Origin of the sequence: Ochrobactrum sp. BTU1 (genome assembly GCA_018798825.1) — a bacterium.
GTDB lineage: Bacteria > Pseudomonadota > Alphaproteobacteria > Rhizobiales > Rhizobiaceae > Brucella.
Genome location: CP076355.1, coordinates 1,504,294 through 1,530,808 on the forward strand (window position 1 = coordinate 1,504,294; position 26,515 = coordinate 1,530,808).

Consider the following 26,515-nt stretch of genomic DNA (forward strand, 5'->3'; position numbering starts at 1 on the left):
CTTACGCGAAGCTGAAATCGAGACCTATATCGAGGTTGGGCGCACTATGCGTGGTCCAGCCTATTGAGATCAGATCGACACCGCTAGCAGCAACGGCAGCGACAGTTTCAGGCGTAATCCCACCTGAAGCCTCGGCAATCGCCCGGCCATCGATAATGCTCACTGCCTCGCGCAATTGCGCGGGTGACATATTATCGAGCAATACCGCATCCACACCCATCGCCATTGCCTCAAGCAACTGCTCCAGTGTGTCGACTTCCACTTCAATCTTGACCATATGACCGGCATTGATCTTGGCGCGGGAGATTGCTTCGCCAACACCACCTGCAACTGCGATATGATTATCCTTGATGAGCACTGCATCATAAAGCGCAAAGCGGTGGTTCATGCCGCCTCCTGCCCGCACTGCATATTTTTGGAAAGCACGCAGCCCGGGCATGGTCTTGCGGGTACAAACGATTGCAGCTTTCGTCCCCGAAACAGCTTTGACCAGATTGGCTGTTGCTGTCGCTACACCTGAAAGATGGCCCAGAAAATTGAGCGCCGTGCGTTCGGCGGCAAGGATACTGCGCGAAGAACCTGAAACGCGAGCGACCTCTGTGCCAGGCTGGTGCGAAGTCCCATCGCTGCTCAACCGATCAAAAACAATTGCAGGGTCAACCAATCGAAAAGCAGTTTCAGCCACGTCCAATCCAGCGATCACGCCCGGCTGCCGGAGGCTGAAGACCATTGTCGAGCGATGATCGGCAGGCACGACTGCATTGCTCGTGATATCACCTGCCAATCCAAGGTCTTCAAGAAGGGTCGCGCGTACCAAAGGTTCGACAATCAAAGGCGAAAGGCGCGGGAGGTCCATCATGCGATCCTCGATAATGGTTGGGATGTTGCAATTTCGCGTGCGAGCGCAAAAGCCTGTTCGAAGGTGTGAAAGCTGCGCTGAGCCCGCTCATGCTTGCTGTGGTAATCCGTGCGTGCATGACTACCGCGAGACTCCTTGCGCTCGAATGCAGCAACACTCATCACCAACGCCACAGCCGCCGCATCATTTGTGTTCGCAAGCCTAAGCAACGGGGCAATCGCCGTGCGCAGTTCATGTCCGCTGCGTAACAGACCAAGTGCACGCGAGACAATTGGGCGAACGGCGGAAGCATCGCTTGATAGCGGTGCTGTCGTTGATGCAAGCAATGGTACTGACACTTTCGGCTCTTTAGCGATGGCACGACCCACCCGCAAACCCATGACAGCCGCTTCTAGAAGCGAATTGCTTGCGAGGCGGTTTGCACCGTGAAGTCCGGTACAAGCGGCTTCCCCCACGGCCCACAACCCCGGCAGACTGGTGCGACCATCAGGGTCGGACGCCACCCCGCCCATATGATAATGGGCGGCAGGCTTCACCGGAATAAGATCGCAAGATGGATCAATACCATGCCGCCTCAAGAGCGCATCAATAGCCGGAAACCGCGATGCAAAGCGATTGCCCAGAGAAGCTCTTGCATCAAGAAAAACGTTCCTGCCATGTGCAAGCTGTTCTCCAATCGCACGCGCAACAACGTCGCGTGGAGCAAGCTCTTGTCCATGCACGTTCTGCATAAAACGGTGACCGCGATCATCGATGAGGATTGCACCCTCACCGCGTACCGCCTCGCTGATCAGAGACAATCGCTGCGATGGAACAGCCAACGCGGTCGGATGAAACTGCACGAATTCCATATCTGCCAAAATAGCACCCGCACGACCGGCAAGAGCCGCCCCTTGCCCAAGATTATCAGGCGGCGTGGTCGTTGCCTCATACAAACCGCCCGCGCCACCTGTGGCCAATACAACCGCACAGCCTGCGACTGGCCCCTCTCCTTCGAGCTCCACTCCGCAGATCCGCTGTTCATGCGTGATAAGACGCTGCGCCTTTTTATTCTCTCGCACGGTGATCGATGGCGTGGCGAGAATTCTGGCAATGAGTGCGCGCATGATACCTGCACCTGTCGCATCCCCATCGACATGGACAATGCGATGCCTTCCATGGGCAGCCTCCAACCCCAGAGAATAAGCCCCATCTGACCTGCGGTCGAAAAATACGCCGTAGCGTTCAAGCGACGCAATCGCTTGGGGCGCCGCCTCAATAATGTGCGTTGCCACGCGCGTATCGCAAAGACCGTCGCCTGCCGCCAGCGTATCGGCAATATGCAGAGCTGCGCTATCATCTTCACCAAGGGCCACTGCAATACCACCCTGCGCCAACGGGCTGGACCCAGCCAAGCCAAGGGGTCCCGCAGTCACCAGCAACACCGGGTAAGGCGCAAGTGAAAGCGCGGTCATCAGGCCTGCAAGGCCGCTGCCGATCACGATTACAGGAGCGATACTCATACCGCTAGCATCCGCTCGACAGCGCGGCGTGCAGGTTCAGCAATCGTGGGATCAATCGTGACTTCATGGCGATTGTTTTCCAGCGCATCACGTATATTGCCGAGCGTGATCCGCTTCATATGAGGACAGAGATTGCAGGGCCGGATAAATTCAACATCTGGATGGTCGACAGCCACATTGTCACTCATGGAGCATTCGGTCAGAAGCACTACGCGTTGCGGCTTTTTTTCACCGACAAAGTCCGACATTACAGCCGTCGAACCAGCAAAATCAGCAGCCTCGACCACCTCAGGTGGGCATTCCGGATGTGCCAACACCATCACGCCGGGATGGCTTTCACGCAGTTCTCGGATATCGTCTGGCGTGAAGCGTTCATGCACCTCACAATGGCCATGCCAAGCTAGAATTTCAACATTGGTTTCACGCGCAATATTCTGTGCAAGATACTCATCAGGGATCATTAGCACGCGCGGCACGCCAAGCGACTCGACGATCTTTTTTGCATTCCCCGACGTGCAGCAGATATCGGATGCAGCCTTAACAGCTGCTGATGTGTTGACATAGGTGATGATTGGCACCCCTGGATGTGCCTCACGTAAAAGCGCAACATCCTCCGGTGTAATGGAATCTGCCAGTGAGCATCCAGCACCCATATCCGGGATCAGAACAGTCTTTTTGGGATTGAGCAGCTTGGCTGTCTCCGCCATGAAATGCACGCCTGCCAGCACGATCACATCGGCTTCAACATCAATCGCCTTGCGGGCAAGAGCCAGACTATCGCCGACAATATCGGCCACGCAATGGAAGATTTCCGGCGTCTGATAATTATGCGCGAGAATAACGGCATTGCGTTTGCGCTTAAGTTCAAGGATGGCCGCAACATCTTCTTCAAAACGCATCCATTCGACCCTGGGCAGGACCGACGCGACGCGATCATAAAGTTTTGAAACAGAAACAAACTCGTTCATGGCGGCCTCCCGAGCAGCGCATAAGCTCCAACACAGCGGAACTATCTGTTATACTCAATGTGAGTATTTTATAGATCCGAAGTTATACTCGATTCGAGTATATTGTCAATCACGCGAGAGAGGGAGCTTAGTTCCTGCAACATGGCGCTCAGAAAGTGCACGTTCCTCGACAATCGAATAGCGGAAACGGAAGAGTTTGGCCGGGCGACCTCCAGTCTCGCTATCGCTTTCGCCAGTCTCTTCGACAAGGTCCTGCTGTTCGATCAGGCGACGGAAATTCTGTTTATGCAGTCGCAATCCGGCGAGAGCTTCCACAGTACGCTGAAGCTGCAGAAGCGTGAAATTATCGGGCATAAGTTCGAATACGACAGGGCGATATTTGATCTTGGCACGCAACCGCGCGATAGCGGTTGCAAGAATCCGCCTGTGATCAGCGAACATATGCCTTCCGTTTTCCTCATCGCCTTTTTCAGCTTCGCTGACGAGGCCCGCTTCATACAGAAGCTCATAGCGCTGAAGCACCAGATCTTCGTTCCAGCGCTCGCCATTAAGCCCGAAAGAAAAACCTATTCGCCGCAAGCGCTGTGCCGTCAGTTCCGCAGAAGCAGCCAGATGCGCCCAGACGCGAAGACCATTGCTCAGATGCCCGACTATCTCAGGCACACCCTGCCGATGGTCCTCCCATGGCAGATAATCATACCAGCCTCGCCAGCTGGCCTGATGAGACGTCGCATCACCTTCACGCACCAGCCCAAGATAACTGATTGAAATTGTCCGCTCGCCAAGCTTGTGACGGTCACGATCAGCAAAAGTATAAAGCTGCTCAAGATAGCCCACCGGGTGAGCGGTTTCCGCTTGCACCCAGGCACGCAGGCCTGACTGCAACGAACGATGCTCAGTCTCAAATGGCCCGGACGGCAGAGCCTGCCCTTGACGCACCGTCATAACGCGTGGCTGCTCACCCGTGACGGCACTTAAAACGGCGATCAACTCGGTATGGGCAATATCGTCCGTCAACGCAGCAGCTTCTTTCTCAACTCAACGCCCGACGGCGTACAAATCCATATGAAACGGTTGTGCGTTGGATAATACATAAAATCAATTCAAAAACTTGCCGTGCACCAAGGCTTCCCGCCAGAAAAGCGCCGCCCGGCTCCCGATACGAAAAGTCAGGTGTATCGATCGAAATCGCGGGTCGCAAAAGTCGCTCTTAGAGACCACCGCACTCGAAATGCGGCGTGGGGGTAACTCCACCGTGGGTTCGAATCCCACGACTATCTCAACAAAAAACTTAAAATCTGATGTTCGTCATTTGGAAAGGCATGTTTGCCCACCTTATAGACGGGATTATTCTCTCAAATTGATACAGCCATAGTTGTACTTTTGGGTGAAAATAATTGTTTGATTTTATATATTTAGATTTCGATATTTAATTTCGAATCAACGCCAATGTAAATAGAAAGAAATAATAATGAAGAAGACTAAAGTCCCAATCAAGGGACTATACTGTAGGAATGGTATTTTTTATTATCGTAAGGTTGTTCCTTTAAGACTAAGAAAACCTGGTTTTCCTTCAGAAATCATACTATCGTTGAATACACGTGACGAATCTATAGCTCTGTCTCAGTATACGAGGGCGAAAGCAGCAGCTGAAGATGATTTGAAAGCCATGAAAGACGAAGATTATGTTCCTTCGGATACGAACACATTTTCCCAGTCTCAAATACGCGCCAAAGCACAAGGTCGTGAACTTCGAGATATCGAAGAACTTGTCAATAATCGAATTGCAGTGAGAGAAGCAGCGCGCGCGCTAAAGTCAAAAAAATATGTAAACAAAGGGATCGTAAAAAGCTTTCTATGTAGAAATGATGATGAAACAAGAATTTTAGACCTTCCTAGGATTTACGCACACGCTCACCGGCATGAATTGAAATCAGATAACACTCGCGAATATAGTAGGGTTATTGATCCTCTTAATAATGCATGTAAAAAAATTACAGAGTACTTGGGTGAAAATAAAAAAGTAAAAGATTTGAATAAAAAAGATGCAAAATCATTTCATGAGCACCTAAAAGATAAAATATTAAATGGACAAACAACCCCGAATACCGCTTCAAAATATATGAAACATCTTCGCGTTTTATTAAATGAATATTACTTGGAAAAGGATTTGGATGTAAAATGCGTATTTTCAAAATTAAGCTTCAAGAAAGAGGACAAAAAAAGATTAGCAATGAATATAGATTACATAGATAGCGAGTGGATTGGGAAAAAAGCGCTCGATAAAATGAATGGTGATATAAGAAACATTCTATACGCAATGATTGACACTGGGTGCAACTTCAAAGAGCTGTGTGGATTAGACCCCAATACAGATATTCGTCTGAATCACGAAACCCCTCATATTATTCTACGAGATAACAAATATCGCAAACTAAAGACTCCTTATCGAGAGCGAAGAATTCCGCTCGTGGGTCTTGCACTTGAAGCTTTCAAGAATTGCCCGATGGGGTTTGCCCGTTATCGTACGGCAAACGGCCCAACCAATGCATCTGCTGCGATCAACAAGTTTCTTAAAGAGAATAATCTCTTTGAGTATGACGGACAAACTGCTTACAGCATCCGCCACTGTTTTAAGGATCGCATGAGAGAGCATAGCGTACCGGGGGAAATTCAGGACTATATCATGGGACACAAATCCCCGGGCATGGGCACGAACTACGGTAATGGGTACACGTTGAAAAAGCTGCGTGAAACGCTTGAGCCATTAACTGAGGATATTAGAACCTGATTGAGTGTGAAGTGCGAAATGTTTGAGCGCAAACCCTAATTAATAATCTTACTGGTTCAAATCAGAAGTCTGCCTTCTTATCCAAGTCAGACTTCGAATTAACAAACAAACTTCGAAAGATGAATTATAATTTGTAAAGAAAGAAATATTTAAATTGATTACGACGAAAGAATACATTGATGATTTAAAATTCCTCGGAAATATGGCTAACAAATTTGGTTTAGATATTGAGTTGGATTTCATTATTGATGCTTATGAAAAGGCCAATAAGGAGATCAATCGAATACCGTGGGAGAATTAATTTTCTATATTAGTATATGTTTACAGATAAGGCCATTTTTACAAAATGGGGAGAAAGAAATTAAAAATTGAGTTTTTATTATAGGCGTCATTCGAGCGTATCAATTAACGTTCGAAGTGCATTATATCTATTGCGATCTATAGATTATGCAAAACACGATGGAAGAAGTTTAAATTATTTTGTTACGATAAATTTTGATCTAAGACATACTGATTTAACTGCTCAACAAATATTTAGTAAGATTAATAGAGCTAAAAACAGATGGTTACAATCATATTATAAGAAAAATGGATTGGATCATAAACCGCCATGTGCAGCATGGGTTTTCGAAATGCCTCAATTAAATGAGCATGTGCACTGGTTGATAAATCTCGAACCAAATTTGATTGAAATATTTGAAAAAAAGCTCGTTCGATGGTTACAGCGCTATCAAAGATTTGTTGGACCAAGAACCATCAAAATTGAAGACGTAAACCCGCACACCGTCAAAAACATTGGGAATTACATGGTTAAAGGCGTCGATCCACGCTTTGCCAGTTTTCTTCACCTACAAAATCGTATTTGTCATCAGGGAATTGTACGCGGACAGCGATGTCGCTCGTCTCAAAGTATTGGTGTCACAGCAAGGAAAAGAGCGGGTTTCAATGCTTCATTACAGCGGAATGAGTCGGGAAGAAAAATTCCCTGAACTTGCTGCCAGCTACCCAAAGCCTAAAAACTGGTCAAAAGCAGAAGTGATCCCGCAAGTTCTAACAGATCGAGCGTTTCCGAAAATGTCCACATATCTTCGTTTAATGCGACAAAAGCATAAAAGACGTGCGCAAAGATCAACGAACCAACGCAGATCGTATTCATCTAGAAAGTCTTTGATTGCTCGCCAATTGGGCTACGGCTTCAATTCGGTTTCCAACCGCCTTTGACAACACAGTAAAAATGCTCCGGGATAATTTCCCGGCGCACTTTCTTTAGGCTGCAATAAAAATTACGATTATAAATCTGTTTAGCAGACTTATTTCAATAATTTTACTACATAATTAGTCAACTGGGAATTCTTCTTCAATCCATTTAAATATACATTCGAAAGATTTCTCAGTTTCCTCAAATACTTTTTTGTCATTCAATCTTAATTGCTCCATGAAGAAAATTGGATAATCTCTTTTGTCAATATTTCCCTTTTGAAGCCAAGACTTGATTGAATCATTTACGTCACTCTCATAAATGCTTTCGAAAGATTTACCTATGAAATTTTCCGATATATCTCCTAGAGTTACAATTTCTTGATCAGATAGAAAGTAATCTCGTATATATCTCTTTTTTGCGTCTACGCCCGCCTTATCACCATCTAGCAAAATACGGAAATCTACGCCCCATCCTCTGAAGAGACTAATCAAAGGCGCGATGCTATCTGCACCGTTGGCCGGAAAAATCTTTGGTATCTTTTTACTCGGGTAACGACTCCTAAAGTAGACTAGTGGATAAAAGTCATTTTTGCCCTCTACTATTAGTGCCCTAGAAGAAGCCACTAAAGGACTGAATGAAACCTCTAGCGCATCTAAAACCGGTTGAAAATATGTTGTTTGAGATGGTCGCTTTCCTACGAAAGTACGATAATGTGTGGCTTTGATGTCCGTTTTTTTTATATCAAACGCATCTAACTCAACATCACTTTCATAGTTCGTAGCCTTATTCTCAATAATATATGCCTTCTCCAACCAAAGCGGGTTAATCATGTAATGAGAGTGTGTAGAATATATTATTCCGGTGTTTTCATTAGCTATACGTGCGAAGCTTTCCAAAAGCTTTATTTGAGCTTTTGAATGCAAGTTGGCTGCTGGCTCATCGAATAGAAACAGAGTGGCGCTGGCTTCTTTTCTGTTTCTTCTGAATTCGGTAAATAATAGAAAAGAGAAGAACCATCGAAATCCAAGTGATCTTTCCGATAAACTGAATTTCGATTGCCCGTCTAAAATTGAAAGTTCCAAGTATGGTGAAAAATCCTTATTTGCGTCTAACTGAAAGTCTATCTGAACTCGCTTATTTGCAATATTATGCCCCAGAATTTGATTCCAAGAACCGAATATTACGCGTCCAATTTCATGAGATGCTTTTTGAAGCACGGCTTCTATTTGCTTTCTTTCATCGCGCTGGAAAAAAGCGGTTAAAAACCCATTAGTAATTGGGTTCTCATCGCGTATTTTGTCAATGCGATCGAGAATGTGCTTCTGTATGTCTAACCCTTCCCCTTGGCTATCCAGAACGTCTTGAATAACCTGCTTGTAGTAAGCATTAAGTTCCGCGTCATCACCTCTGAGATAGATTCGATCAGGAAAATCAAATAGAAACGTTGGGAAGTAAACAATTTTTGGCATCCTTCTTTTTAAATATTCTATGCAGGCCTGCCAGACAACTCTTTCTTCTACAGGTGTATCATCAAGAGCGTTATATGTTTTAAACTTTTTTGCTTTCGGAGTTTTCAAATTAAACTTAATAGACCAGAGAGCGGTTGAGCTAACGTAGTTTGAGTCTTCAAATTTATTGCTGCGTTCAACAGTAAAATTTCTAGATATTGTATTTTTATCCAATACTAAATTTTGTTTTTCTAGAATTTCCAATGCTAAGCGATCAATATCGTTATCATCTATTTCTACAGATGCCTTAACTACAACATTTCCAGTAAAGGCAGCTTTCCTGTCTTTCGGTATAAAATCTTTTGGATCAGACCTTTTACTAACAGTACCAACTAGGCCTGTTATTCCCTTATCTTCCGTGACAAAATTAGAAATAGCTTCCAGTATCGTAGTCTTTCCACTCTCATTTAAACCTACAAGAGTAACGATGCTTCCCGGCACGTCATCTTGAAGACGAATGGTCGTGTTAGAAATTCCCTTGAAATTTTCGATAGTGAATTTGGTAATTTTCATTTCATGCCCCATATGAATTGATTTCAAAAATGGCACATAACTACTCTCTGAAATAGAGTAACAATTACATTTCACACGTTAAAAGCGCTTTCCTTGATCCGATTTAGTTTATCTAAATGACAAAAGCCCACTAGCGGTGCTTGAGTTTTGAAAGTGTCGAACGGCTACAGCCTGTGGCCAATATAATGCTGCTCCAACTTTGGCCACTCTCGAGCATTTTCCGCAGCGCTGCATTCCGAGCAGTATTTTCCGGTCTGCCTTTATACTTTCCGTCAGCCTTCGCTTTAGCGATACCTTGTTTCTGCCGCCGTCTACGATCATCATAATCTTTTCGTGCGATAGCGGCGATCATGTCCAAAAGCATACTGTTTATCGCCTCAAACATCCGAAGCGTAAACTCATCCGTATCATCGGAAGCCATTGACCATGAAGTAGGAAGATCGAGCGCCACAACCCGGATTTGTTTTATTCTAATCTCTGCCTTCAGCTTTTCCCAATCGGCTGAGTTTAAGCGGCTCAACCGATCAACCTGTTCAATAAGTAGGATATCGCCGGGCTGACTGTCAGAAAGTAGACGGAACAGTTCCGGTCGATCAAGCGAAGCTCCACTTTCATTTTCCACATAGAAAGCCGCGATCTTCAAACCACGCTCTTTGCCAAACTCAATCAGATCGTCTTTCGCGCGACTAGCATCTTGATCCTTGGTAGAAGCTCTTAGATAGGCACGTAAAAACATAGAACCACTCAAAAGTTCGTTTTAAGTGGTTCTTTTATATTCAGTTCTTTTTGGGTTGTAAATTGAATTTATCGAACCAGCATTAGACGGGTTCGCTTGAGGTATACCTAAAGCTTGCAGCAAATTTCTTATCCCCGATCACCGCGATCTTGTGAAAAAGCTTATCTCCACAACATTTTTCCTAAAATCGCTATTCTTCGAGCCTCACGGGGCTATAGTATTAAATAAACTCCATCAATGCTCGGCGATATCGAATTGAGTTCGTACCTTGAAATAGCAGCTTACGTGTTAAGGTCTGAAAAAAGGCCTTTGTCGGCGCGTGCAATTTTGCGGGAAGCTTATGCGAGCGGCATCGTTCCTCACCATCTCTTTGGACCAACACAGCATAAAACGCTTCAGGCGCGTCTTAGCGAAGACATACTGCGCTTCAGAGAGAGCAGCTTGTTCTTTAGAACAAAGCCCGGAGTTTTTTTTCTTCGTGAGTTTATTGTTGACGATACTGTACCGAATGAATTCAAACGTTCCATCGTTGCGCGAAGGCGTACCCGCGATTTATTCAGGGGGCCAGCATTAACGATCAGTCGAAGGGATATACCTGAGACACTGTTTTCATCCAAGTATGTATCGGGAGATTTGTTAAATGATATTTTTTTGAAAGGCCAATATAGATACGTTGATCGAAAAAAGTTAGATGATGACGATATATTAATCTGGGCAGCATCGTCGCTAACAAAGCCCGGGAAAATACTCTCCTATCGTACCGGACGCTATAGGGATGATCGCGACGACTTTGCAAACAAGCGCTCAGTCACGTTCTCGACACTTGTATCCGATTCAGATCGGACTTTCTTCGATTATGATCATTTTGGGATCACAGATCGCGCCTTTTACTCAGCTGCTATAGACTTAGATTTCGTACGTACCCTAACCACCGATATAGATGAAAAGTTTGCTCGTAAAATACGATTCTTGTCGTTCGACAAGCACCAAAAACGTGCAAGTTTATTGGCTTATGTCGAAATAGAAGCACCGAATTGGTTTGAGCCGTCAGCTTCGAAACTATCATTAACCGACTTACGTTGGCTTGATCTAAATATCGCTCCCAACAATTGGGAAGATTTTGATCCTTGGTCTCAAATGATATTAGGCTATGGTCTCGGACAATCGAGTTTACATGGCTACTAAACGCCGTGGTACGATACACGAAAGGCAAGCAAGTTATCTCAGTGCCGAAATAGCGCTGGGCTCTCTTGAACGCAAAAGACGTGCATTGCAGATGATTTGCAAGTTTTATAGAAATGGCAGTGTATTTAGAACAGATGATAGAGGTTTAATAGAGAACACCATATTAGGTATTTTGAATTCATCATCGTCAGACGAAAAAGTGCGTCGTTGGGCACTCGCTGCATTAACCCATGTCGGCAATCCTCAGGTTAGCCGTACTGCGGTATTTCGGGCCTTGCTTGATTACCCCGACGAACCGCAAGTATTATCTGCTGCAATTGCGAACCTGTTTAAATTTGATGGTCATGCAGCCTATGATTTAATAACATCGAAAGCGATATGTTCACCAGAAATAATCGCGCTATCTGCATTGCAAACAATCGATCCCCGTAAAGTAGACCTGAGCAAGGTAAATATTAATTTTGAGAATTCTGAGCCAACGCTACTAAAGCTTGGGTTGGTTGCAATTGGACTTGAGCGCGCGCCTGAATTTCTCTTCCACCCAAAATACTCTAACTCTTCGGTAGTTAAGCTATTGGGCGCTCACGATGAACCGCTTGTTTCGCAATATTCCGTTTGGGCAGCGGCGGAAAATTCAAAGCTTGGCGCGAAGGACATCGGAATAGATTTTAAGGACTTAGAACGACAGCCGCCCAATATTCGATCATATGTCTATCGGCTTATGGCAGAAGAACCAGACGAGTCAACGCTCAGAACAGAGTTAATTGAATGCGGAAGCAAAGATCGCGAAGTTGAAGCCAGAATCGGTTTATCAATTGGTCTTCGCGATATTTATTTTGATTCTTTGCCTAATTTAACAGATAACTGGTTTCATGATGAGCATGACGATGACGTACAGTCTTATCTTCTTGATCATTTTGCAGTTAACTCTCACAAATCGCTCAGATACAAAGAAATTTGCATTGATCATTACAGGGAAGCACGTAATAACGAAAAGAAACGTTTTCGACTTGCAGCAGCGGCTGGCGGGACTGCGCTTTACACAGAACTCCGGCAGATTGATATAAAGGAAGAATCTGGATTCTTAGATGCAAACAGGAGTACTTATAACGTGACAAACAACAGTTTCGTAAACAATGGAAAAATGGTCGGGGCGTTCTCTCAAGCTGGAGACGTATCCAGTAGTGATAATATATCAATTACTGAATATAACTACAATAATGTATTACAAATACTCGAAGATGTATCAAGAGAAACACACGAGATGCCCGTCTCGCAATCCGCACGAGCTGAACTTGACCATGCAGTGCAGGTAGCAAAATCAAACCCTAATAAAGATAGCATTGGAAAAGTTGTTTCTACGTTACAGAAAATCGAAAATGGGTTCAATGCTGTTGACGGTATGGTGCAGCATGCAAAGAATATCACACCTCTTATTCTTAGTTTGGGTGCTTATTTTTCCTAACCATCGACGTCGTGAAAATTGATATCGAGCAAAGCGAAATCCCGCTCGGCGCCTTTCTCTAAATCTGTAGCCTTGAGAAACCATTGATCTTCAGGGTGCCATTCCGTACTTCCAAACCAAATTTGGATAGGGATAACGGCTCTAATTGAACTTTCACCTCGCCAATTCATATATCGAAAGCGTATTTCTTTCACAGGGGTATCTACCGTTTTGGTTCCGATAAACTTAAGCATATGACCACGCAATTCGGCAAGATTGATGTGACAATTGGCTTCGCGGTTTCGTTGAGCCTTTATAAAATTTTGCCAAAGTTTGGTTACCAATTGGTAAACTGATATCAGAGTGGCTTGGCCTGTGATACGCAAAATTATGATTGCTATCGCTTCGAAAAAACTCTTGATATAACTTTTTGAGTCACTCCAGATCATAAAATCTGGAGTAGTAGGTGTTCCAATTAGATTCAAGAGGAAGAGATTAGAAGGGCAATTACGTGCGTCTGGGTCAGCAGGTAAGATTGCTGTCAAGAAAACCGAATTTTTACCTCATCCAGTACCTGATGAATTTTCTTGGCCGTTGATTTACGTTCTTTTGCCATCGCCACGAAAAGCATCGCAAGCAGTAGTCCACAAAACCAGTATTCAACGGGATCAGCAATCAGGCCAAGAATGCTCCCGATGATCAGTGCAAGCACGGCATATGCCATAGGAGCCATTGTTGCCCTTCCCCAGAGTTTTACGATCTGAGCGTCATCTGTTGATGATTGAACTGTTGAAACAGCCTTGAAACCATAGGGACGCACGATTGAGCCACCACGATAAGCAACACTGTTTTCACCTTTCGATTTGGCTGTGGATTTCGAGAAAACGGCTGCAAATCTTTCCCGGATGAATTCATCGACGGCCTGTTTATCCGTATTGCGTACCTTCACCAGCGCGTTGACTGTTTCCACCATGGTACCCTCACCCTTTATAAAATTGGAAAAAATCCATCTTCGTTATGCTCTGTTAAAAGACGTCTTTTAACACCACGTTTTTTATAACGTGGTGATTAGAAATCAAAGGTGTTTTTGTGCGCCAATGGATATTCAGGAACAAATCGCAATCAATCTGAGACGTATCCGCGTGGCTCGTGGAATCTCACAGGATGAACTGGCGCTAACTTCAGGTGTTGAGCGCGCCTATGTCGGCCATCTTGAGCGTGGCGCAAAAAACCCGACAGTAAAGACCTTGGAAAAAATATCCATTGGCCTGCAATGTCGGGTTCGTGATTTTTTCGAAGATGTGGAAGGAATGAATTACGACAGAAGCACGCTCCCGCCCGGTCGAAAGGGATTCCGGGAGCGGGAGCAGTCTTAAAAGTCCTTTTCAATTCCCGAGAGGGTATTGCCACCGCTCTCAGCCAGATAGCTGTCGATTCCTCCTGCCAGAATTCCGGTTACCTGCTCGCAACCATTTGAAAACTTCATACGGCTTTCGGTATCGGAAGCGCCTTGTATGCTTGCATGAGCTGGTAGTTTGCACTCTTCTGAAAAGAATTTGTCGCCTTCTGCCAAAGCATCTCGACGTTGATTTTCTGAATCTTTGCGACATCATCTAATTGCTTCAACTTGGATTTCAGCGATGCAATCTTTCTTTCTCCCGCATTGTGATACTCGCACAAAAATTTTGAAAGCATGTATGCTTCATAAGCTTCTGTAATAGCTTTCTCAGCGTCTTTTGGGGTTTTGACTAACTTCGATTTGGGTGTGATTTCAGTTTTGTTTGCCGTTATCTCAGGATTAATGACTTGCTTCAACGAAGCTTCATTTGGTGTATGGTCACGTCTGGTAGCATTAGTCGAAGCAGCGTTACACGCCCCATTCCATATAGTTTTTGAAAGGGCTATGAGTTTTTCGTCTTTTATGTTCGAATTTAAATCGTGCTCAACAGCGTCATTTGCGCCGATCAAAAGTTTTTGACCCTTCCAATAAACGGTCCCGCTGTCTTCATCACAATGACTATAGGCTGTGTCGAAAAGCTTCTTTTTTCCGACATAAGCATCCACCTTCACCATATTCGACAGATTTTTTGAATAATCTAGCGCCTGATAATGCAAAGAATAAGGAGTTCCGTTAAACTCTGGTTCTGTCATTATATCGACCATTGCGAGATTTTCCTGAAGAGGTGGTCTCTTCGAAATTCTGGCAAATTCCTTATTGCAAACAGCGTGCCAGAGCTCCCATATTGTTTGTTCTGCGCTGCTAGGGTCGTTCTTTATATCAATCGGATGACTTTCATCATCACTATCCAAGACCTGAGGCATATAAGGATTGCAATTAACAACGTATTCTCTGATCTCTTGTTGCGCACGATTATTGTATGAGATTACCTTTGCAATATGATTGTCTTCTAATCCTGTACTCTCAATTTTTTGAAGAAAGAATTCGGACTCAAGACCCGAACGACCGCTGCTTGAAAAAAACTGAGCATGCGCCGCACCTGAGACCACGCTACCATATAACATCAATCCAAACGACCAAAGAAGCTTACTTGCAGCGTTCATATTGACCTGCCCCTGCAATGGAGATTCTATCAGCATTTAGGACAGTGACCTTCATATCACCGCGAACTGTCTCCCCCTCTGTCTCGCATAGGAATTTAAGCGAGTGGGTTTTTGCTTCTCGAGAATACTTCGTAATTACGCATTTACCTTCATGCCGTTCGAAGCCTTTTTTTCCGAAAATAATATAATCATCTGCCGTTTGATCACGTAAAGCTTGGCAACTCTCAACATGAGGCCCCTTCCAAGTTCCGCGAATAGCTTTGTCTAATTCTGCTGAAAATGCTGGGCCTGAAACTGAACTCGCAACTATTGCCCCTAAAACCGTAACGCCAAATCGCTTCATTTGCCCCTCCGAATTAAAAATGAAAGAAACTCATTTATATTAAACGTGGTTTTATATAACCATCTTTATTAATTTTGAACAGCGCGATCTCACCAAAAAACTCAATACAAATCCTGCTACAAAACACCCAATTCAATCGAAAGCAATCCATTGTTTTTATTATATTTTTTGACAAACATCCCCCTATATTGCAGCCACCCTCTCCGCCACTTGGCTTTCCAGACAAATCCACAGCTATGCAAAACCCTTGCAATACAAGGGTTAACGCGTCATTCCTTCGTCTATCGTCGGCTATATGTGTATGCGGTAAGCTGGTCACTTTGCGTATATTTTGTGTGTAGCGTACTGCAAGGATGTGTATATCGCGACTACCCGCGATAAACGACTCGCCGGTAAGTCAAATTCATGGGTAAAGCCCTCAGCTTTCATTTGCGGAAAGTCTGTTGCTGGCAGCAAGGGCAGCTGCAAATGCGACCTTCCGGCTCTGATATTTATGACAGCTTCGTCGCCTTCAAAGCCAATCTCGCAGCCGTCAGGTGCCTTATTGATGGCGCTATACAGCAATGCGGAAGAAACTGTATAATCGGGGAAATCCTCAATTCCGGCCTGTCGCGCTGTGGCTTTCAGAGCCGGATATTGTCACTGAACGAAAACCTGTGGTCGCAGATCTGGGTGAGCTTAGTAAAAGGCCATCGCGTAGCAAGACGGTTTGGACTTGGGCCGGGGTTGCCATCATGTCAGCGGTTAGCGGTATAGGTTCTTTCCTTGGCGGTTTGGATTGGCGCGTGCAGATCTTTTTCAGTGTGGCGATTGTCGGCTTTGCGATCTACGGCATCAAGCGCCGTTCGGATCTGTTCAAGGCTGTCAAAGAACTCCAGTCGGAATTCAGCTGATGGGGCTGGTATGGGCAAAATTCCCAACATGGCTGAAATATCTTCTTGCCGCCGTAGTTGCGGCGAGCTTGGCCGCTGGCGGTGGCTATCTGATTGGTAAGCGGGAAGGCAGACAGCAAGCGATTACTGAGCGACTGCGAGACGATATAAAAGCATAGCGTGAAAGGACAAAGGACGATGCAAAGCTTCGCCGCCTATCGGACTATATTTTTTGCAGGCTTGCCCTTCCTCGTCGTGGCTTGCCAGTCGAGCAATGCGACGAGCTGCGCGGGGTTTCGTCAGAATAATCTTTCTCCAGCTGGGCTAGTCGCCTTAATCAAGGCAGACCGGGCCGGGGCAGAGAGCGTTGAAGGGAATGACGAAAACTGCAAGAGGCGGGGTTGCTGGAAATGAGAGATCAGGTTGCAGATCGAGTAAAGGCGGCGGTCGCAACGGTTGCCGCCGCTAATCCATGTGGCTTCCGCACCTCGAAAAAGCTTCATCTCTCGGGTTATCCAGCCTTGGCATCATCTGGCTTCTTGTCCAGATCTACTACAAGATCAAAAATGGCAAATAAAGAAAGGCTCTGGTGTGAACCAGAGCCTTTTTTTTATGCTGCGCCGCGAATTTTGTTTCTGGCAGCATCAGCAATATACGCAGACCGACTTTGATTGTGTGCCTTTGCATCTTTGTCGATCGCTGATAGCAGGTGCTCATCTATTGTAATATTTATGCGAAGGATTTTCCCCGGCATCTCGAAACTAACCAAAGTTAGTATGCCGTCTTCTAATTCCTCGGCAAGCTCCGGATCTGCGCGAAGCTCCTTCGCATTGCGCAGCATCGGAATAGCGTCACCATCCTCAATCATGCCCTCGACGTGAAAATTAAGGGCTTCTGTTCCTCGGCGAATTGCTTCTTCTTCGTTTTTGCCACCCGAAATGCATCCGGGGAAGTCAGGAAACGAAATCCCGAACTGGCCGTTTTCTTGATGGATTAATGCGTATGTAACGGGCACGTCATGCGCTCCTTTTGTAAGGCGGGTGGGACTTACCAGCCCCACCCAGCGATTTTGTAAATGTTCTTTAAAGTCTTAGGCGGGAATTCGGTTGTGCCCATGTCGACTGTAACTTTGCCGCTTTTGCTCGGGTGGGTGTATTGAACATGATCTCCCGGCCCCTTTCTTTTGATTGTCCAGCCATCGGCATTTAGCATCTGAACAATTTCTCTCGGCTTCATTGGTCTGCGTTTTGGTGCCATCCTTTTCCCTTCTTTGTAGCACACTTATACACACCAAACGATAGTGTGTAAAGGTGTGTAGTAAAATAATGTGTAAAAATACACACGACATAGAATAGTTGTTGTAATGAACTTGGCAGATTGTGAAGCTGTGGCGCAGGGAAAGTTAGGCATAATGATACGGAACAAAGAGAAAATGGCGAATTGGCTAACCTAGAAATTAATTAATGAAATCAATAGTTGATGCAGTCCCTCCGGGACAGCCGGGACTTCGATCCCATGATGCGAACTTCACTGTCTGCGACCTCGACACGCTGTGCGAGCGCGCTCAGATGGTCGCGGCGATAGCCGCCGCTTTCCAGCCGGATACGCTCGCAGGTGGCTGCGGCGAACTTGCGCAGCATCTGCGGCGTCACCGCCTTTTGCACCTAATTTTGAAGCATGGCCTGGCCCGGTCGGCATCGGTCTTGGCCTGATCGCGGATGGCTTTGAGGCCGCCAATACGGTCTTTCAGCGCCGGATCGTCCAGATCGGCAACGCCCGCCTCGATGGCGTCATAAAGCCGTTTGAGGCGCAATTGCGATTCGGCTGAGCGCTTGTTCAACTCGGCGATATGCTCGGCGGCGCTCAGCATGTTCTTCGGCTGCGGTGGAGCGCGGAGGCAAGCACGGTTTCCAGCCGCTCGGGCGTAAGAAGCTGTTTCTTAAGGTGATTGACGACAAGATCGTCCAACGTTTCCATCGGCACGGCCATGCCTTCGCAGGCGGTCGTCCCCTGCCGTGCCTTCATTGAGCAAGCATAATAGCGATACCGCCTGCCCTTGCCGGTGCGGATGGTCATGGCCCGTCGCACTTGGCGTAATGGATTAGGCCGGTCAGCATGGTTGGGCCGCGGATGACGCGGGTGGGCATGACCTTGGGATTAGGAGTCTTGAGCAGCTTCTGAACCACCTCAAACGTATCTTTGTCGATAATGGAGGGGGGACCGGAACCGTTACGATCTCGCTGACCGGCTTCAACTCCTCGGTTTTGGAGCGCTTGTTGAACTCATGCTCGGCCTGCCGCGCCGTCGAAACACGCAAATAGAGGTCGGCGCGTAGCGGCACGGTAGAAGCGGTCATAGTCTGCTTCCTTTCAAAGCCCGTTGTGTTCCGAACGGGTTCGCTACTCTGCTGCCTCCCTGATGGTCCCGACGATCCATTCATTCAGGCTCTTGCCCGATGCTGCTGCGGCAATGACTGCGGCGGCATGATCGTCAGGCGTGAGGCGGACATTGAACTTTCCGGAGAACTTCCGGCGCGGCTCAATATCCTTCTCCCGGCACATTTCGAGATAGACGGCCAACGACTTGCGGCCTTCCTCGATCAGATCGTGGACGCTTTCGGCATAGAAGTCGGCTCCGCCATTGAGGCCGACAAACTCGCCGCGCAGCATCTGAATCTCGGGATCGAAAGCGATAACTGCCTTCTCGCCATTGATTTCAACGACATTATTCATGGCTTTACTCCGTGTCCGTCCAGCCATTTTCGGATGCTGGCAACCGCACCTTTGTCCGTATCCGGCGACGGAAGCGGACAATGAAAGACGCGCACTTCACCGAACAGGAACACGCCAACGCGCGAACCGTCCCGCTCACTGACTTCCGCCCCGAGACTTGCAAACAGCGCCTCTAGATCGGCCCAGCGGATCGAACCGTTGACGGGGCGGGCGAAGATCAGTTCCAGCGTGGCTCTGTGACGCTTTTTCATGGAGTATCCAGTATCATTATTTAGTACCGTTTTCAAGATCAATCTCAGCTCCGGCGTCAGGCAATTCACTGTCGAGGCCGAATAGTTCATCGAACAAATCGCCGAACCATCGCTCGAACACCTCTATCTCGGCTTGTGTAACCGGAACGGGTCGGGCCAGTCGTCGGTCACGGTCCATGTGGTGAGGTCATGCTTGGGCGGCCTGCCGGGGGAACGGCTGGCGATCCAGCCATTGATGTCGGATTCTTTCCAGCCAGCGCCGTTGGTGCTGATCTTGATATGGTTGGGGAAAGTGCCTTCGGCGATCTTGCTATAGATGGCGGACCAGGACAGCCCGGTGCGGGAGAGAACGGTCTTCAAACGGACGATACGGTCTGGTTGACGCATGGCTGCGTTGCCCCATGCTGGTTGTTTCTGACGATTGCAGAGACCAGACAGAACAATGATTTTTCGTTGTACAACTGATATTTAGGCAGCGTAGGGCTGTGGCGGTAAAAACGGCGGCAAATAGGAAAGTTCTTCGCTCTAAAATGCGATGCCTCGGCCTCTGCCAAGGCCATGACTGAGGGAAGTTGCCGCCCCAACCTCAGCCTGAGTCGAAATCCATGTCGATGCCGAGTTGTTTCTTGCGATCTTCGAGCAGGGATTCCATCTGGGGATCGCGCTCAAGGCTTTTTGCCATGTTGCCCATTTCTGCCCGCGCGGCCTTGTAGCCGGAATAGTTGCCTCACTTGCCTTTAGTCGGTCAAACTCCTGTCGGCTGGTAATTTGGAAAGTCATCCTATCCATGAATTGCGGATAGTGCCGCTGAAGTATGCGAAAGAGATTCACCACATCTCCAGAGCAGTCGCTTATGAACTCTGCTCATGGCGCGGAGGTACGTCTGAAGAACACACCGCCCATGCCGACCAAAGGCTCTGCAAAATTGAGTGGGTACCTTCGCTATTTGATCGAATAGCGACTCGCGCTCGCCGTCGCGCGTGGCGATCGCGGAAAGAATGGCGGCTTCGTCTGCTGCCTCCGCGAGACCAAAAATGTGGCATCACACTAAAATCGATCAATGGATGTCACCGGATTTGCAACACTTACACGCCATTCAATGCGCGGCGTGTAAGTGATCTATTAAATCCCGATTATGGGGTTACGTCGAAGCCAAACCACTTTTCGGAAAGCTTCTTGATCGTACCATCAGCCTTGGCAGCCTCAATGGCTTCATTGAACATCTTCTGCAGTTCAGGCTCATTCTTGCGGATACCAACAGCAACGCCGCGACCCAGAATGCCACCCTTGAAGTACGGGCCGGTCATGACGATGTCTTCATTGCCTGGCTTCTTGGCGGCATCGGAGAGGTAAGCCAATGAGGCAACGACCAGATCGACACGGCCCGACTTGAGGTCGAGGTCATGCTGATCAGTGGTCTTGTATTCACGGATATCGGTTGAATCCTTGAAGTACTTGTCCAGCAACGAAAGGCCGAGTGAAGCAGTCTGAACGCCAACCGTGCGACCTTTGATTTCGGCCGCGACCTCATCGATTGCCTTCTGGTTCGCTTCTTCATCCTTGGCGAGATAAAGCGTTTCGCCGGTGTGGGGCAGCTTAGCAAAAGGACTGTCCTTAAGCGTGGCGAAAGTCTGCGGCGTCAACCCGTAGGAAACGGTAAAGTCGATGGTTTCTTCGCGTTTTGGCGTAGCAGTCAGACCAGCCATGATAGCGTCAAATTTTCCAGCATTCAGTGCCGGAATGATACCGTCGAAAGGTTGCGCTACCATCGTGCATTCAACCTTCATGCGAGCACAAAGGTCTTTGTAGAGATCAACTTCATACCCGTCCAGCGTGCCGTCCGGCTTGGTGAAGTTATACGGACGGAAAGCGCCCTCCGTAGCAATAGTGATCTTGTCCCATTTTTTTCCCTCTGCATTTGCAGACGCGGTTGTGAGAACTAGCGCTGAAACGAACAGGGCTTTGAACAATCCCGTGGTCTTCATTTGACTTAAACCTTACGCAGTTAGTTGCTGACGCGCCTTTTGGCATAAATCAGCGTAGTTTGAAATAATCAGGCAGCATTTTCGTGGCTGATAAACTTGCGGAAACGTTCGGATTTGGAGTTTCCGAATACCTCTTCAGGCGCACCATCTTCTTCGACCAAGCCCTGGTGAACGAAGACCACGCGATTGGATACATCGCGGGCAAAACCCATTTCGTGCGTAACAACCAGCATGGTGCGGCCTTCTTCCGCAAGACCGCGCATAACGCGCAGCACTTCGCCAACGAGTTCTGGATCGAGCGCCGATGTTGGCTCGTCGAACAGCATGACCTTTGGCTTCATGGCGAGCGCACGGGCAATTGCTGCTCGCTGCTGCTGGCCGCCGGAAAGATGAGCCGGATAAAAATCGCGCTTATCAGCGATCCCAACCTTGGCGAGAAGTGCTTCCGCCTCTTCCACGCATTCAGCGCGCGAACGGCCCTGAACATAGATCGGCGCCTCAATGATATTCTCGAGAATGGTCTTATGAGACCAGAGATTGAAGCTCTGGAAAACCATACCAAGCTCGGAACGGATGCGCGAAACCTGTCTCTTGTCAGCCGGATAGGCTTCACCTTTGGAGTTCTTCGCCATGCGAATAGTCTCGCCGGAAACGGTGACTTTCCCCGAAGTTGGGATTTCCAGCAGATTGATACAGCGCAGGAAGGTGGATTTCCCCGAACCCGAAGAGCCGAGGATTGAAATTACTTCGCCCTCGCGCGCTTCCAAAGAAATGCCCTTGAGCACTTCATTGGCGCCGAAGCTCTTGCGCAGATTTTCAACTTTCAAGGCCAGATTTGTCGCCACCGGGGCTGTTTGAGACTCAACTTTACTCACGATGTTTTTCCTTCGGTGGTGATCTTAACGACGGGCTGACGCAGATAAGGCGTAAGCTTGTATTCCGCGAACATGAGCACGCGTGTCAGAACGAAGTTGATTGCAAGATAGATGGCGCCCGCAATAACGAACACTTCAATCGCGCGATAGGATTCAGCGATCAGCTTGGCGGCGATGCCTGTCACTTCCATCAAGGTGATGATAGAAGCCAGCGACGTCGCCTTGACCATGGAGATCATTTCATTGCCATAGCCGGGCAGTGCCTGGCGGATTGCCAGCGGCATGACGACACGGCGGAAGCAGGTGAAGCGTGACATACCACAGGCTTTTGCAGCTTCGATCTGTCCATTTGGAACCGAGAGAAGACCGCCGCGGATGATTTCACTGGCATAGGCTGCATTGTTCAGCGTCAGAGCAATAATCGCACACCAGTAAGGTTCACGCAGGACCGGCCAGAGGAATGAGTAGCGGATGACCGGAAACTGGCTGAGGCCGTAATAGATGATGAAGATCTGCACCAGGAGCGGCGTGCCGCGAAATACGAATACGTAAAGCCGAGCAATCCAGTCAAGAACAGCGATGCCCGACAGACGCATCATAGCAAAAAGCAAGGCCAGAATAGCGCCAAAGACAATCGAGCTTGCTGCAAGCTGAAGGGTCAGCGGCACGCCGCTGATCATCTGAAAGAAGGCTTCAGAATAAAATTGAAGATTCATTTTGCCCTCCGGACGCCACGCGAAAAGTGGCGTTCAGCTGCTTGCAGTATGGTGCCGGAAACCGACGAGATCAGCAGATACAGCGCACCAGCGATGAGGAAGAAGTTGAACGGCAGGCCAGTTGAGCCGGCGCCAATCTGTGCCTGACGTAGAATGTCGACAACGCCGACAACAGAGATCAGAGCGGATTCTTTAAGGGCAACCTGCCAGACATTGCCAAGGCCAGGCAACGCATGGCGAAGTGCCAGCGGCGCGATGATGCGACGAAACTTGAGCGTCTGTCCCATGCCACAGGCAGAGGCCGCTTCAAGCTCGCCCTTGGAAACCGCACGGAATGCACCGCGGAGAACTTCCGTGTGATGCGCCCCGCAGGAAATGCCGATTGCAAGCACACCAGCGAGGAATGCGGGAAAGCCGATAAAGCCCTGCGCACCAAAAAAGCGACCGATCGCCGTTACCGCAGCACTGCCGCCGAAATAGAACAGATAGATCACAAGAAGGTCGGGAATGCCGCGAATGATGGTTGTGTAACCATCCGCAATTCCGCGCAACGCAAGACCACCGGAAATCTTCGCCCAGGCAGCAAAAACGCCGATGATTGCTCCAAGAAGAAAGCCGAGGACTGCGAGCGAAACGCTCACCAAGGCGGCCATCATCAGCACATAGCCCCAGCCGTCCGGCCCGAAGCTCAGAATATCGAGAAACGCCTTCATGATGCGTCAGACCATGTGGGGGATTGCGAAATCAATGTCATATTGCTTTCCGGGTATTTCTTTAGATCGCCCAACTGGATGCACAAACGTCGATCTAAATTATTGAATATAAGCTTCTTGCTTCAGGCTTACGACTTCACTTTTCAGACGCAGGCAAAGCTGGTTGAACACTGTCCGGGATCGGATTCACAAAAATTGCCCCATTGAGCTTCTTCTCATGATCTTCTTTGGCTCTCGCGATCTGCTCCGGATTGCGGAACAGCTCTATAGCCGTACTTCCCATAATCTTCGCCGCATGAGCCATGCCTTTGTGCGCTGCAGGCAGTTTACCCTGCGCGACCATCTGCCATGAATGAAGCGGCGTGCCGATTGCACAGGTTGCACCGCGCATCTGCACAGTTGGAACAACCCAGCTTACGCTACCCACATCCGTGGAGCCAACGAGCGAGTTATCGCCCTTATAAGGCTCATAGTTGTCTGCGCAAAGCGCAATTTCAGCGTTTGGTTGGACACCGAAGCGGCGGAAGGCATCGGAGATGTCTTCTTTGGTCAGTGTTGCCTGAAAACGCTTTGCAGTTTCGCGGTCCTGTTCATCAAAAACCGGCGGACCAAGGCGATCGAGTTCGCGTTGCATCAGCTGTTCCAGCGCCGGATTGCCAATCAGATTGGCATCACCACTGACGATATTGCTCTTGACCGTTGTTTCGGTCATCAGAGCCGCACCATCGGCAATCTTCTTGACCCGTTCCAGCAGAACCTGCATTTGCGGCAAGTCCAGCGCGCGGATCAAATAGCGCACGCTCGCCTTTGCCTGCACTACATTTGGGGCAAAACCACCCGTATCGGTGACTGCATAGTGGATGCGTGCCGATGACGGCATGTGCTCGCGCATATAATTCACGCCGACATTCATCAGCTCGACGGCATCAAGCGCACTGCGCCCAAGATGCGGCGCGGATGCTGCATGAGCTGCGCGGCCGGTGAAGTTGAAATTGATTTCGTTGCAAGCCAGGGAAACCGGATCGTTTACGCCAGAAAAAGGCGCCGGATGCCAGCAGAACGCAATATCAACATCGTCAAACAAGCCTTCACGTACCATGAAGCCCTTGGCTGATCCGCCCTCTTCGGCAGGGCAGCCATAATAACGGACACGCCCTTTGATGCCATTGGCCTCAAGATATTCCTTCACAGCGGCAGCAGCCAGAAGTGAACCGGAACCGAGCAGGTTGTGGCCACAGCCATGCCCGTTGCCGCCCGCTTCAATCGGCTGCTCTTCCGCTACACCGGCGAGCTGGCTCAACCCGGGAAGCGCATCGAACTCGCCCAGAATGGCTATGATCGGACCTTCTTCACCAGCCTCGCCCATCACAGCGGTTGGCAGACCTGCAATACCACGTTGCACGCGGAAGCCTTCGGCTTCCAGCTGCGCTGCATGAGCGTCGCTCGACTTGTATTCTTCGTAATTGGTTTCTGGGTTATCCCAAACCGTATCGCTCAGTTCGAAATAGGCCGCGCTCTTTGCGTCAACAATATCCCAGATGTCGTGATGGTTCTTCAACTTGAGGTCCACGCTCTCGGCTCAATTTTCAACATTTCAGTCGGAAGAAGCAGGTCTAGGACAATCGAGAAGACCAAGGCCTCGGCTTCTTTTTTATCGGCTTTTGTGGCCGAAACAGTTCGATCTGACTGCTGCCACAGAAGAGAACGCTCCTCCCGAGCGGTACCTAGAGGTACTCTAAACTGGTGGCAACAGATATAAGTGAAATTGCTCAAAAGACATATCAGAAGTGACATTATGGCCAGCAAGAGTTTCCGGTTTGATAAGCCATTATGCGGATAGGTAACGATACGCTTTAGAACACGAAGGCCATTCAGGCCGCAGCGGAGGCTGCATCGATTAAGGCCGATGCAGCCTCCAACTGGCTTATGAGCGTTTGAGCTCATCTTCATCCATGTCTACTGCAAGACAGCTCAAACATTGAATTGAAAGCCATCGACCGTGAAAGCCTGCCCAGTGATGAAGCACGGCTCCGATGTCGCAAGGAAAGTTACCAAGCGTGCCACATCGTCGGCACAACCTAGCCGTCCCAATGCAATTCCCTTGATAACTTCATCCGCGCGTTCAGTGACATTCGTGTCGATCTCAGTGCGAATGACACCAGGACAGATGGCGTTGACCGCAATGTTTGGACCCAGTTCCTTGGCAAGGGAACGAGTCATGCCAAGGATACCGGCTTTTGCTGCCGCATAAGCGAACTTGCTGACCGCCGCCGTTACACCGCCCGAATAGGCGTTGAGCGACGACATTGAAACAATCCGGCCGCCACCCTGCTTCAGCATATGTGGTGCAGTATGCTGAATGTAATTGAAGCAGCTTTTCAGATTGATCGCGATTGCACGGTCAAACTCGTCTTCAGTTATCTCAAGAATGCCGACAGGAGCGGAACGCCCGGCATTGTTGAGCAGGAAGTCGACGCGCCCAAAGGTTTCAATTGCCTGGGCGACAATTTCACCTGCCCGCTTATGGCTAGAGACATCAGCAACACATTGAAGCGCACGCACGCCCAGAGCTTCGATCTCAGCTGCCGTATCAGCGAGCTCCGCCTCGAGTAGATCGACCAGTGTCACATGATAACCAGCTCGCGCCAGATCGAGAGCACATGCCTTGCCAATTCCTCGCGCGCCCCCCGTGACGATGGCAACTCTATCTTCAGTCTTCATTTCAAAACGTGCTCCTTTTGTGTTGCCTTGTGATCGTA

The 26,515-nt window shown here is 48.2% G+C and carries 29 protein-coding genes and 1 pseudogene; 7 read left to right on the plus strand and 23 right to left on the minus strand.

Annotated features, from left to right (window positions below; all coding sequences use genetic code 11):
- Position 1: 1 nt before the first annotated feature.
- The 4 genes from KMS41_18285 to KMS41_18300 all read right to left on the minus strand — a co-directional run bounded on the left by KMS41_18285 (position 2) and on the right by KMS41_18300 (position 4,346).
- Positions 2 to 856, minus strand: a complete 855-nt coding sequence (locus KMS41_18285) for a carboxylating nicotinate-nucleotide diphosphorylase (protein ID QWK80312.1) — start codon at positions 854 to 856, stop codon at positions 2 to 4.
- The gene (locus KMS41_18290; protein ID QWK79415.1) at positions 856 to 2,361 is read right to left on the minus strand and encodes an L-aspartate oxidase; all 1,506 of its coding nucleotides are present in this window, start codon (positions 2,359 to 2,361) and stop codon (positions 856 to 858) included. Before KMS41_18290 ends, KMS41_18285 begins: the two co-directional genes overlap by 1 nt.
- Positions 2,358 to 3,329: a quinolinate synthase NadA gene (gene nadA, locus KMS41_18295; protein ID QWK79416.1), complete on the minus strand. Its 972-nt coding sequence runs from the start codon at positions 3,327 to 3,329 to the stop codon at positions 2,358 to 2,360. The genes KMS41_18290 and nadA overlap by 4 nt, the downstream gene beginning before the upstream one ends.
- A 105-nt stretch (positions 3,330 to 3,434) precedes the next feature.
- Complete coding sequence (locus KMS41_18300; GenBank protein QWK79417.1) at positions 3,435 to 4,346, minus strand: hypothetical protein; 912 nt, start codon at positions 4,344 to 4,346, stop codon at positions 3,435 to 3,437.
- Between the two features lie 454 nt (positions 4,347 to 4,800).
- On the opposite strand from KMS41_18300, the gene KMS41_18305 reads away from it, so the two are divergent.
- Together KMS41_18305 and KMS41_18310 are read left to right on the plus strand one after the other, a co-directional pair.
- Positions 4,801 to 6,120: a phage integrase SAM-like domain-containing protein gene (locus KMS41_18305; GenBank protein ID QWK79418.1), complete on the plus strand. Its 1,320-nt coding sequence runs from the start codon at positions 4,801 to 4,803 to the stop codon at positions 6,118 to 6,120.
- A gap of 368 nt (positions 6,121 to 6,488) precedes the next feature.
- Positions 6,489 to 7,109 carry a hypothetical protein gene (locus KMS41_18310; protein ID QWK79419.1) on the plus strand — a complete coding sequence of 207 codons (621 nt, stop codon included), beginning with the start codon at positions 6,489 to 6,491 and terminating at the stop codon, positions 7,107 to 7,109.
- 346 nt (positions 7,110 to 7,455) lie between these two features.
- Here KMS41_18310 and KMS41_18315 read toward each other — a convergent pair whose 3' ends face one another.
- Together KMS41_18315 and KMS41_18320 are read right to left on the minus strand one after the other, a co-directional pair.
- Positions 7,456 to 9,342, minus strand: a complete 1,887-nt coding sequence (locus KMS41_18315; protein QWK79420.1) for an AAA family ATPase — start codon at positions 9,340 to 9,342, stop codon at positions 7,456 to 7,458.
- Between the two features lie 130 nt (positions 9,343 to 9,472).
- On the minus strand, positions 9,473 to 10,078 hold the full coding sequence (locus KMS41_18320) for a recombinase family protein (protein ID QWK79421.1): 606 nt from the start codon (positions 10,076 to 10,078) through the stop codon (positions 9,473 to 9,475).
- A gap of 237 nt (positions 10,079 to 10,315) precedes the next feature.
- Between KMS41_18320 and KMS41_18325 the strand changes: the two genes are divergently transcribed.
- Both KMS41_18325 and KMS41_18330 read left to right on the plus strand, forming a co-directional pair.
- Positions 10,316 to 11,263 (plus strand): winged helix-turn-helix domain-containing protein, encoded by a 948-nt coding sequence (locus KMS41_18325; GenBank protein ID QWK79422.1) that lies wholly within the window; start codon positions 10,316 to 10,318, stop codon positions 11,261 to 11,263.
- The gene (locus KMS41_18330; protein ID QWK79423.1) at positions 11,253 to 12,728 is read left to right on the plus strand and encodes a hypothetical protein; all 1,476 of its coding nucleotides are present in this window, start codon (positions 11,253 to 11,255) and stop codon (positions 12,726 to 12,728) included. Before KMS41_18325 ends, KMS41_18330 begins: the two co-directional genes overlap by 11 nt.
- Here the strand turns inward: KMS41_18330 and KMS41_18335 are convergent.
- Together KMS41_18335 and KMS41_18340 are read right to left on the minus strand one after the other, a co-directional pair.
- Complete coding sequence (locus KMS41_18335; GenBank protein ID QWK79424.1) at positions 12,725 to 13,252, minus strand: WYL domain-containing protein; 528 nt, start codon at positions 13,250 to 13,252, stop codon at positions 12,725 to 12,727. The two genes, KMS41_18330 and KMS41_18335, sit on opposite strands and share 4 nt — an antisense overlap.
- On the minus strand, positions 13,249 to 13,680 hold the full coding sequence (locus tag KMS41_18340; GenBank protein QWK79425.1) for a hypothetical protein: 432 nt from the start codon (positions 13,678 to 13,680) through the stop codon (positions 13,249 to 13,251). The genes KMS41_18335 and KMS41_18340 overlap by 4 nt, the downstream gene beginning before the upstream one ends.
- Before the next feature lie 124 nt (positions 13,681 to 13,804).
- Between KMS41_18340 and KMS41_18345 the strand changes: the two genes are divergently transcribed.
- Positions 13,805 to 14,083, plus strand: a complete 279-nt coding sequence (locus KMS41_18345; GenBank protein ID QWK79426.1) for a helix-turn-helix domain-containing protein — start codon at positions 13,805 to 13,807, stop codon at positions 14,081 to 14,083.
- 106 nt (positions 14,084 to 14,189) lie between these two features.
- Here the strand turns inward: KMS41_18345 and KMS41_18350 are convergent, their stop codons facing one another.
- Positions 14,190 to 15,269, minus strand: coding sequence for a hypothetical protein (locus KMS41_18350; protein ID QWK79427.1), 1,080 nt, complete (start codon positions 15,267 to 15,269; stop codon positions 14,190 to 14,192).
- A complete protein-coding gene (locus KMS41_18355) occupies positions 15,253 to 15,612 on the minus strand; it encodes a DUF3617 family protein (GenBank protein ID QWK79428.1) in 360 nt (119 codons plus the stop codon). Before KMS41_18355 ends, KMS41_18350 begins: the two co-directional genes overlap by 17 nt.
- A 563-nt stretch (positions 15,613 to 16,175) precedes the next feature.
- Between KMS41_18355 and KMS41_18360 the strand changes: the two genes are divergently transcribed.
- Together KMS41_18360 and KMS41_18365 are read left to right on the plus strand one after the other, a co-directional pair.
- Positions 16,176 to 16,505 carry a hypothetical protein gene (locus KMS41_18360; protein QWK79429.1) on the plus strand — a complete coding sequence of 110 codons (330 nt, stop codon included), beginning with the start codon at positions 16,176 to 16,178 and terminating at the stop codon, positions 16,503 to 16,505.
- Positions 16,505 to 16,663, plus strand: coding sequence for a hypothetical protein (locus tag KMS41_18365; protein QWK80327.1), 159 nt, complete (start codon positions 16,505 to 16,507; stop codon positions 16,661 to 16,663). The genes KMS41_18360 and KMS41_18365 overlap by 1 nt, the downstream gene beginning before the upstream one ends.
- Before the next feature lie 431 nt (positions 16,664 to 17,094).
- Here KMS41_18365 and KMS41_18370 read toward each other — a convergent pair whose 3' ends face one another.
- From KMS41_18370 to KMS41_18430, 13 genes and pseudogenes are all read right to left on the minus strand, one after another.
- Positions 17,095 to 17,499, minus strand: a complete 405-nt coding sequence (locus KMS41_18370; GenBank protein QWK80313.1) for a type II toxin-antitoxin system HicB family antitoxin — start codon at positions 17,497 to 17,499, stop codon at positions 17,095 to 17,097.
- 32 nt (positions 17,500 to 17,531) lie between these two features.
- Positions 17,532 to 17,741, minus strand: coding sequence for a type II toxin-antitoxin system HicA family toxin (locus tag KMS41_18375; protein ID QWK79430.1), 210 nt, complete (start codon positions 17,739 to 17,741; stop codon positions 17,532 to 17,534).
- Between the two features lie 212 nt (positions 17,742 to 17,953).
- Positions 17,954 to 18,924, minus strand: a pseudogene (locus tag KMS41_18380) (recombinase family protein).
- Positions 18,884 to 19,045 (minus strand): toxin-antitoxin system HicB family antitoxin, encoded by a 162-nt coding sequence (locus KMS41_18385; GenBank protein ID QWK80314.1) that lies wholly within the window; start codon positions 19,043 to 19,045, stop codon positions 18,884 to 18,886. The pseudogene KMS41_18380 and the gene KMS41_18385 overlap by 41 nt, the downstream one beginning before the upstream one ends.
- A 167-nt stretch (positions 19,046 to 19,212) precedes the next feature.
- Entirely contained in the window at positions 19,213 to 19,467 is a 255-nt protein-coding gene (locus KMS41_18390; GenBank protein QWK79431.1) for a type II toxin-antitoxin system HicA family toxin, read from the minus strand.
- Between the two features lie 16 nt (positions 19,468 to 19,483).
- A complete protein-coding gene (locus KMS41_18395; GenBank protein QWK80328.1) occupies positions 19,484 to 19,645 on the minus strand; it encodes a hypothetical protein in 162 nt (53 codons plus the stop codon).
- The gene (locus KMS41_18400) at positions 19,591 to 19,854 is read right to left on the minus strand and encodes an AlpA family phage regulatory protein (GenBank protein ID QWK79432.1); all 264 of its coding nucleotides are present in this window, start codon (positions 19,852 to 19,854) and stop codon (positions 19,591 to 19,593) included. Before KMS41_18400 ends, KMS41_18395 begins: the two co-directional genes overlap by 55 nt.
- A 746-nt stretch (positions 19,855 to 20,600) precedes the next feature.
- Complete coding sequence (locus tag KMS41_18405; GenBank protein QWK79433.1) at positions 20,601 to 21,452, minus strand: transporter substrate-binding domain-containing protein; 852 nt, start codon at positions 21,450 to 21,452, stop codon at positions 20,601 to 20,603.
- A 68-nt stretch (positions 21,453 to 21,520) separates the two neighbouring features.
- A complete protein-coding gene (locus KMS41_18410) occupies positions 21,521 to 22,327 on the minus strand; it encodes an ATP-binding cassette domain-containing protein (protein ID QWK79434.1) in 807 nt (268 codons plus the stop codon).
- Positions 22,324 to 23,043 (minus strand): ABC transporter permease, encoded by a 720-nt coding sequence (locus KMS41_18415; GenBank protein ID QWK79435.1) that lies wholly within the window; start codon positions 23,041 to 23,043, stop codon positions 22,324 to 22,326. Before KMS41_18415 ends, KMS41_18410 begins: the two co-directional genes overlap by 4 nt.
- Complete coding sequence (locus KMS41_18420; protein ID QWK79436.1) at positions 23,040 to 23,756, minus strand: ABC transporter permease subunit; 717 nt, start codon at positions 23,754 to 23,756, stop codon at positions 23,040 to 23,042. The genes KMS41_18415 and KMS41_18420 overlap by 4 nt, the downstream gene beginning before the upstream one ends.
- Before the next feature lie 136 nt (positions 23,757 to 23,892).
- Complete coding sequence (locus tag KMS41_18425) at positions 23,893 to 25,314, minus strand: amidohydrolase (protein ID QWK80315.1); 1,422 nt, start codon at positions 25,312 to 25,314, stop codon at positions 23,893 to 23,895.
- A 413-nt stretch (positions 25,315 to 25,727) separates the two neighbouring features.
- Entirely contained in the window at positions 25,728 to 26,477 is a 750-nt protein-coding gene (locus KMS41_18430; protein ID QWK79437.1) for an SDR family oxidoreductase, read from the minus strand.
- Positions 26,478 to 26,515: the final 38 nt, after the last annotated feature.

Excerpts from the sequence above, each read along its gene's own strand:
- KMS41_18305 (QWK79418.1), top strand. The coding sequence starts at position 4,801 with ATGAAGAAGACTAAAGTCCCAATCAAGGGACTATACTGTAGGAATGGT.
- KMS41_18430 (QWK79437.1), bottom strand. The coding sequence starts at position 26,477 with ATGAAGACTGAAGATAGAGTTGCCATCGTCACGGGGGGCGCGCGAGGA.
- KMS41_18365 (QWK80327.1), top strand. The coding sequence starts at position 16,505 with ATGGGGCTGGTATGGGCAAAATTCCCAACATGGCTGAAATATCTTCTT.
- KMS41_18320 (QWK79421.1), bottom strand. The coding sequence starts at position 10,078 with ATGTTTTTACGTGCCTATCTAAGAGCTTCTACCAAGGATCAAGATGCT.
- KMS41_18400 (QWK79432.1), bottom strand. The coding sequence starts at position 19,854 with ATGCGTCAACCAGACCGTATCGTCCGTTTGAAGACCGTTCTCTCCCGC.
- KMS41_18395 (QWK80328.1), bottom strand. The coding sequence starts at position 19,645 with ATGGACCGTGACCGACGACTGGCCCGACCCGTTCCGGTTACACAAGCC.
- KMS41_18315 (QWK79420.1), bottom strand. The coding sequence starts at position 9,342 with ATGAAAATTACCAAATTCACTATCGAAAATTTCAAGGGAATTTCTAAC.
- KMS41_18325 (QWK79422.1), top strand. The coding sequence starts at position 10,316 with ATGCTCGGCGATATCGAATTGAGTTCGTACCTTGAAATAGCAGCTTAC.
- KMS41_18350 (QWK79427.1), bottom strand. The coding sequence starts at position 15,269 with ATGAACGCTGCAAGTAAGCTTCTTTGGTCGTTTGGATTGATGTTATAT.
- KMS41_18375 (QWK79430.1), bottom strand. The coding sequence starts at position 17,741 with ATGGCACCAAAACGCAGACCAATGAAGCCGAGAGAAATTGTTCAGATG.
- KMS41_18415 (QWK79435.1), bottom strand. The coding sequence starts at position 23,043 with ATGAATCTTCAATTTTATTCTGAAGCCTTCTTTCAGATGATCAGCGGC.
- KMS41_18390 (QWK79431.1), bottom strand. The coding sequence starts at position 19,467 with ATGAAAAAGCGTCACAGAGCCACGCTGGAACTGATCTTCGCCCGCCCC.
- KMS41_18405 (QWK79433.1), bottom strand. The coding sequence starts at position 21,452 with ATGAAGACCACGGGATTGTTCAAAGCCCTGTTCGTTTCAGCGCTAGTT.
- KMS41_18285 (QWK80312.1), bottom strand. The coding sequence starts at position 856 with ATGGACCTCCCGCGCCTTTCGCCTTTGATTGTCGAACCTTTGGTACGC.
- KMS41_18420 (QWK79436.1), bottom strand. The coding sequence starts at position 23,756 with ATGAAGGCGTTTCTCGATATTCTGAGCTTCGGGCCGGACGGCTGGGGC.
- nadA (QWK79416.1), bottom strand. The coding sequence starts at position 3,329 with ATGAACGAGTTTGTTTCTGTTTCAAAACTTTATGATCGCGTCGCGTCG.
- KMS41_18340 (QWK79425.1), bottom strand. The coding sequence starts at position 13,680 with ATGGTGGAAACAGTCAACGCGCTGGTGAAGGTACGCAATACGGATAAA.
- KMS41_18360 (QWK79429.1), top strand. The coding sequence starts at position 16,176 with ATGCGGAAGAAACTGTATAATCGGGGAAATCCTCAATTCCGGCCTGTC.
- KMS41_18385 (QWK80314.1), bottom strand. The coding sequence starts at position 19,045 with ATGTGCCGGGAGAAGGATATTGAGCCGCGCCGGAAGTTCTCCGGAAAG.
- KMS41_18355 (QWK79428.1), bottom strand. The coding sequence starts at position 15,612 with ATGAAGCGATTTGGCGTTACGGTTTTAGGGGCAATAGTTGCGAGTTCA.
- KMS41_18330 (QWK79423.1), top strand. The coding sequence starts at position 11,253 with ATGGCTACTAAACGCCGTGGTACGATACACGAAAGGCAAGCAAGTTAT.
- KMS41_18345 (QWK79426.1), top strand. The coding sequence starts at position 13,805 with ATGGATATTCAGGAACAAATCGCAATCAATCTGAGACGTATCCGCGTG.
- KMS41_18290 (QWK79415.1), bottom strand. The coding sequence starts at position 2,361 with ATGAGTATCGCTCCTGTAATCGTGATCGGCAGCGGCCTTGCAGGCCTG.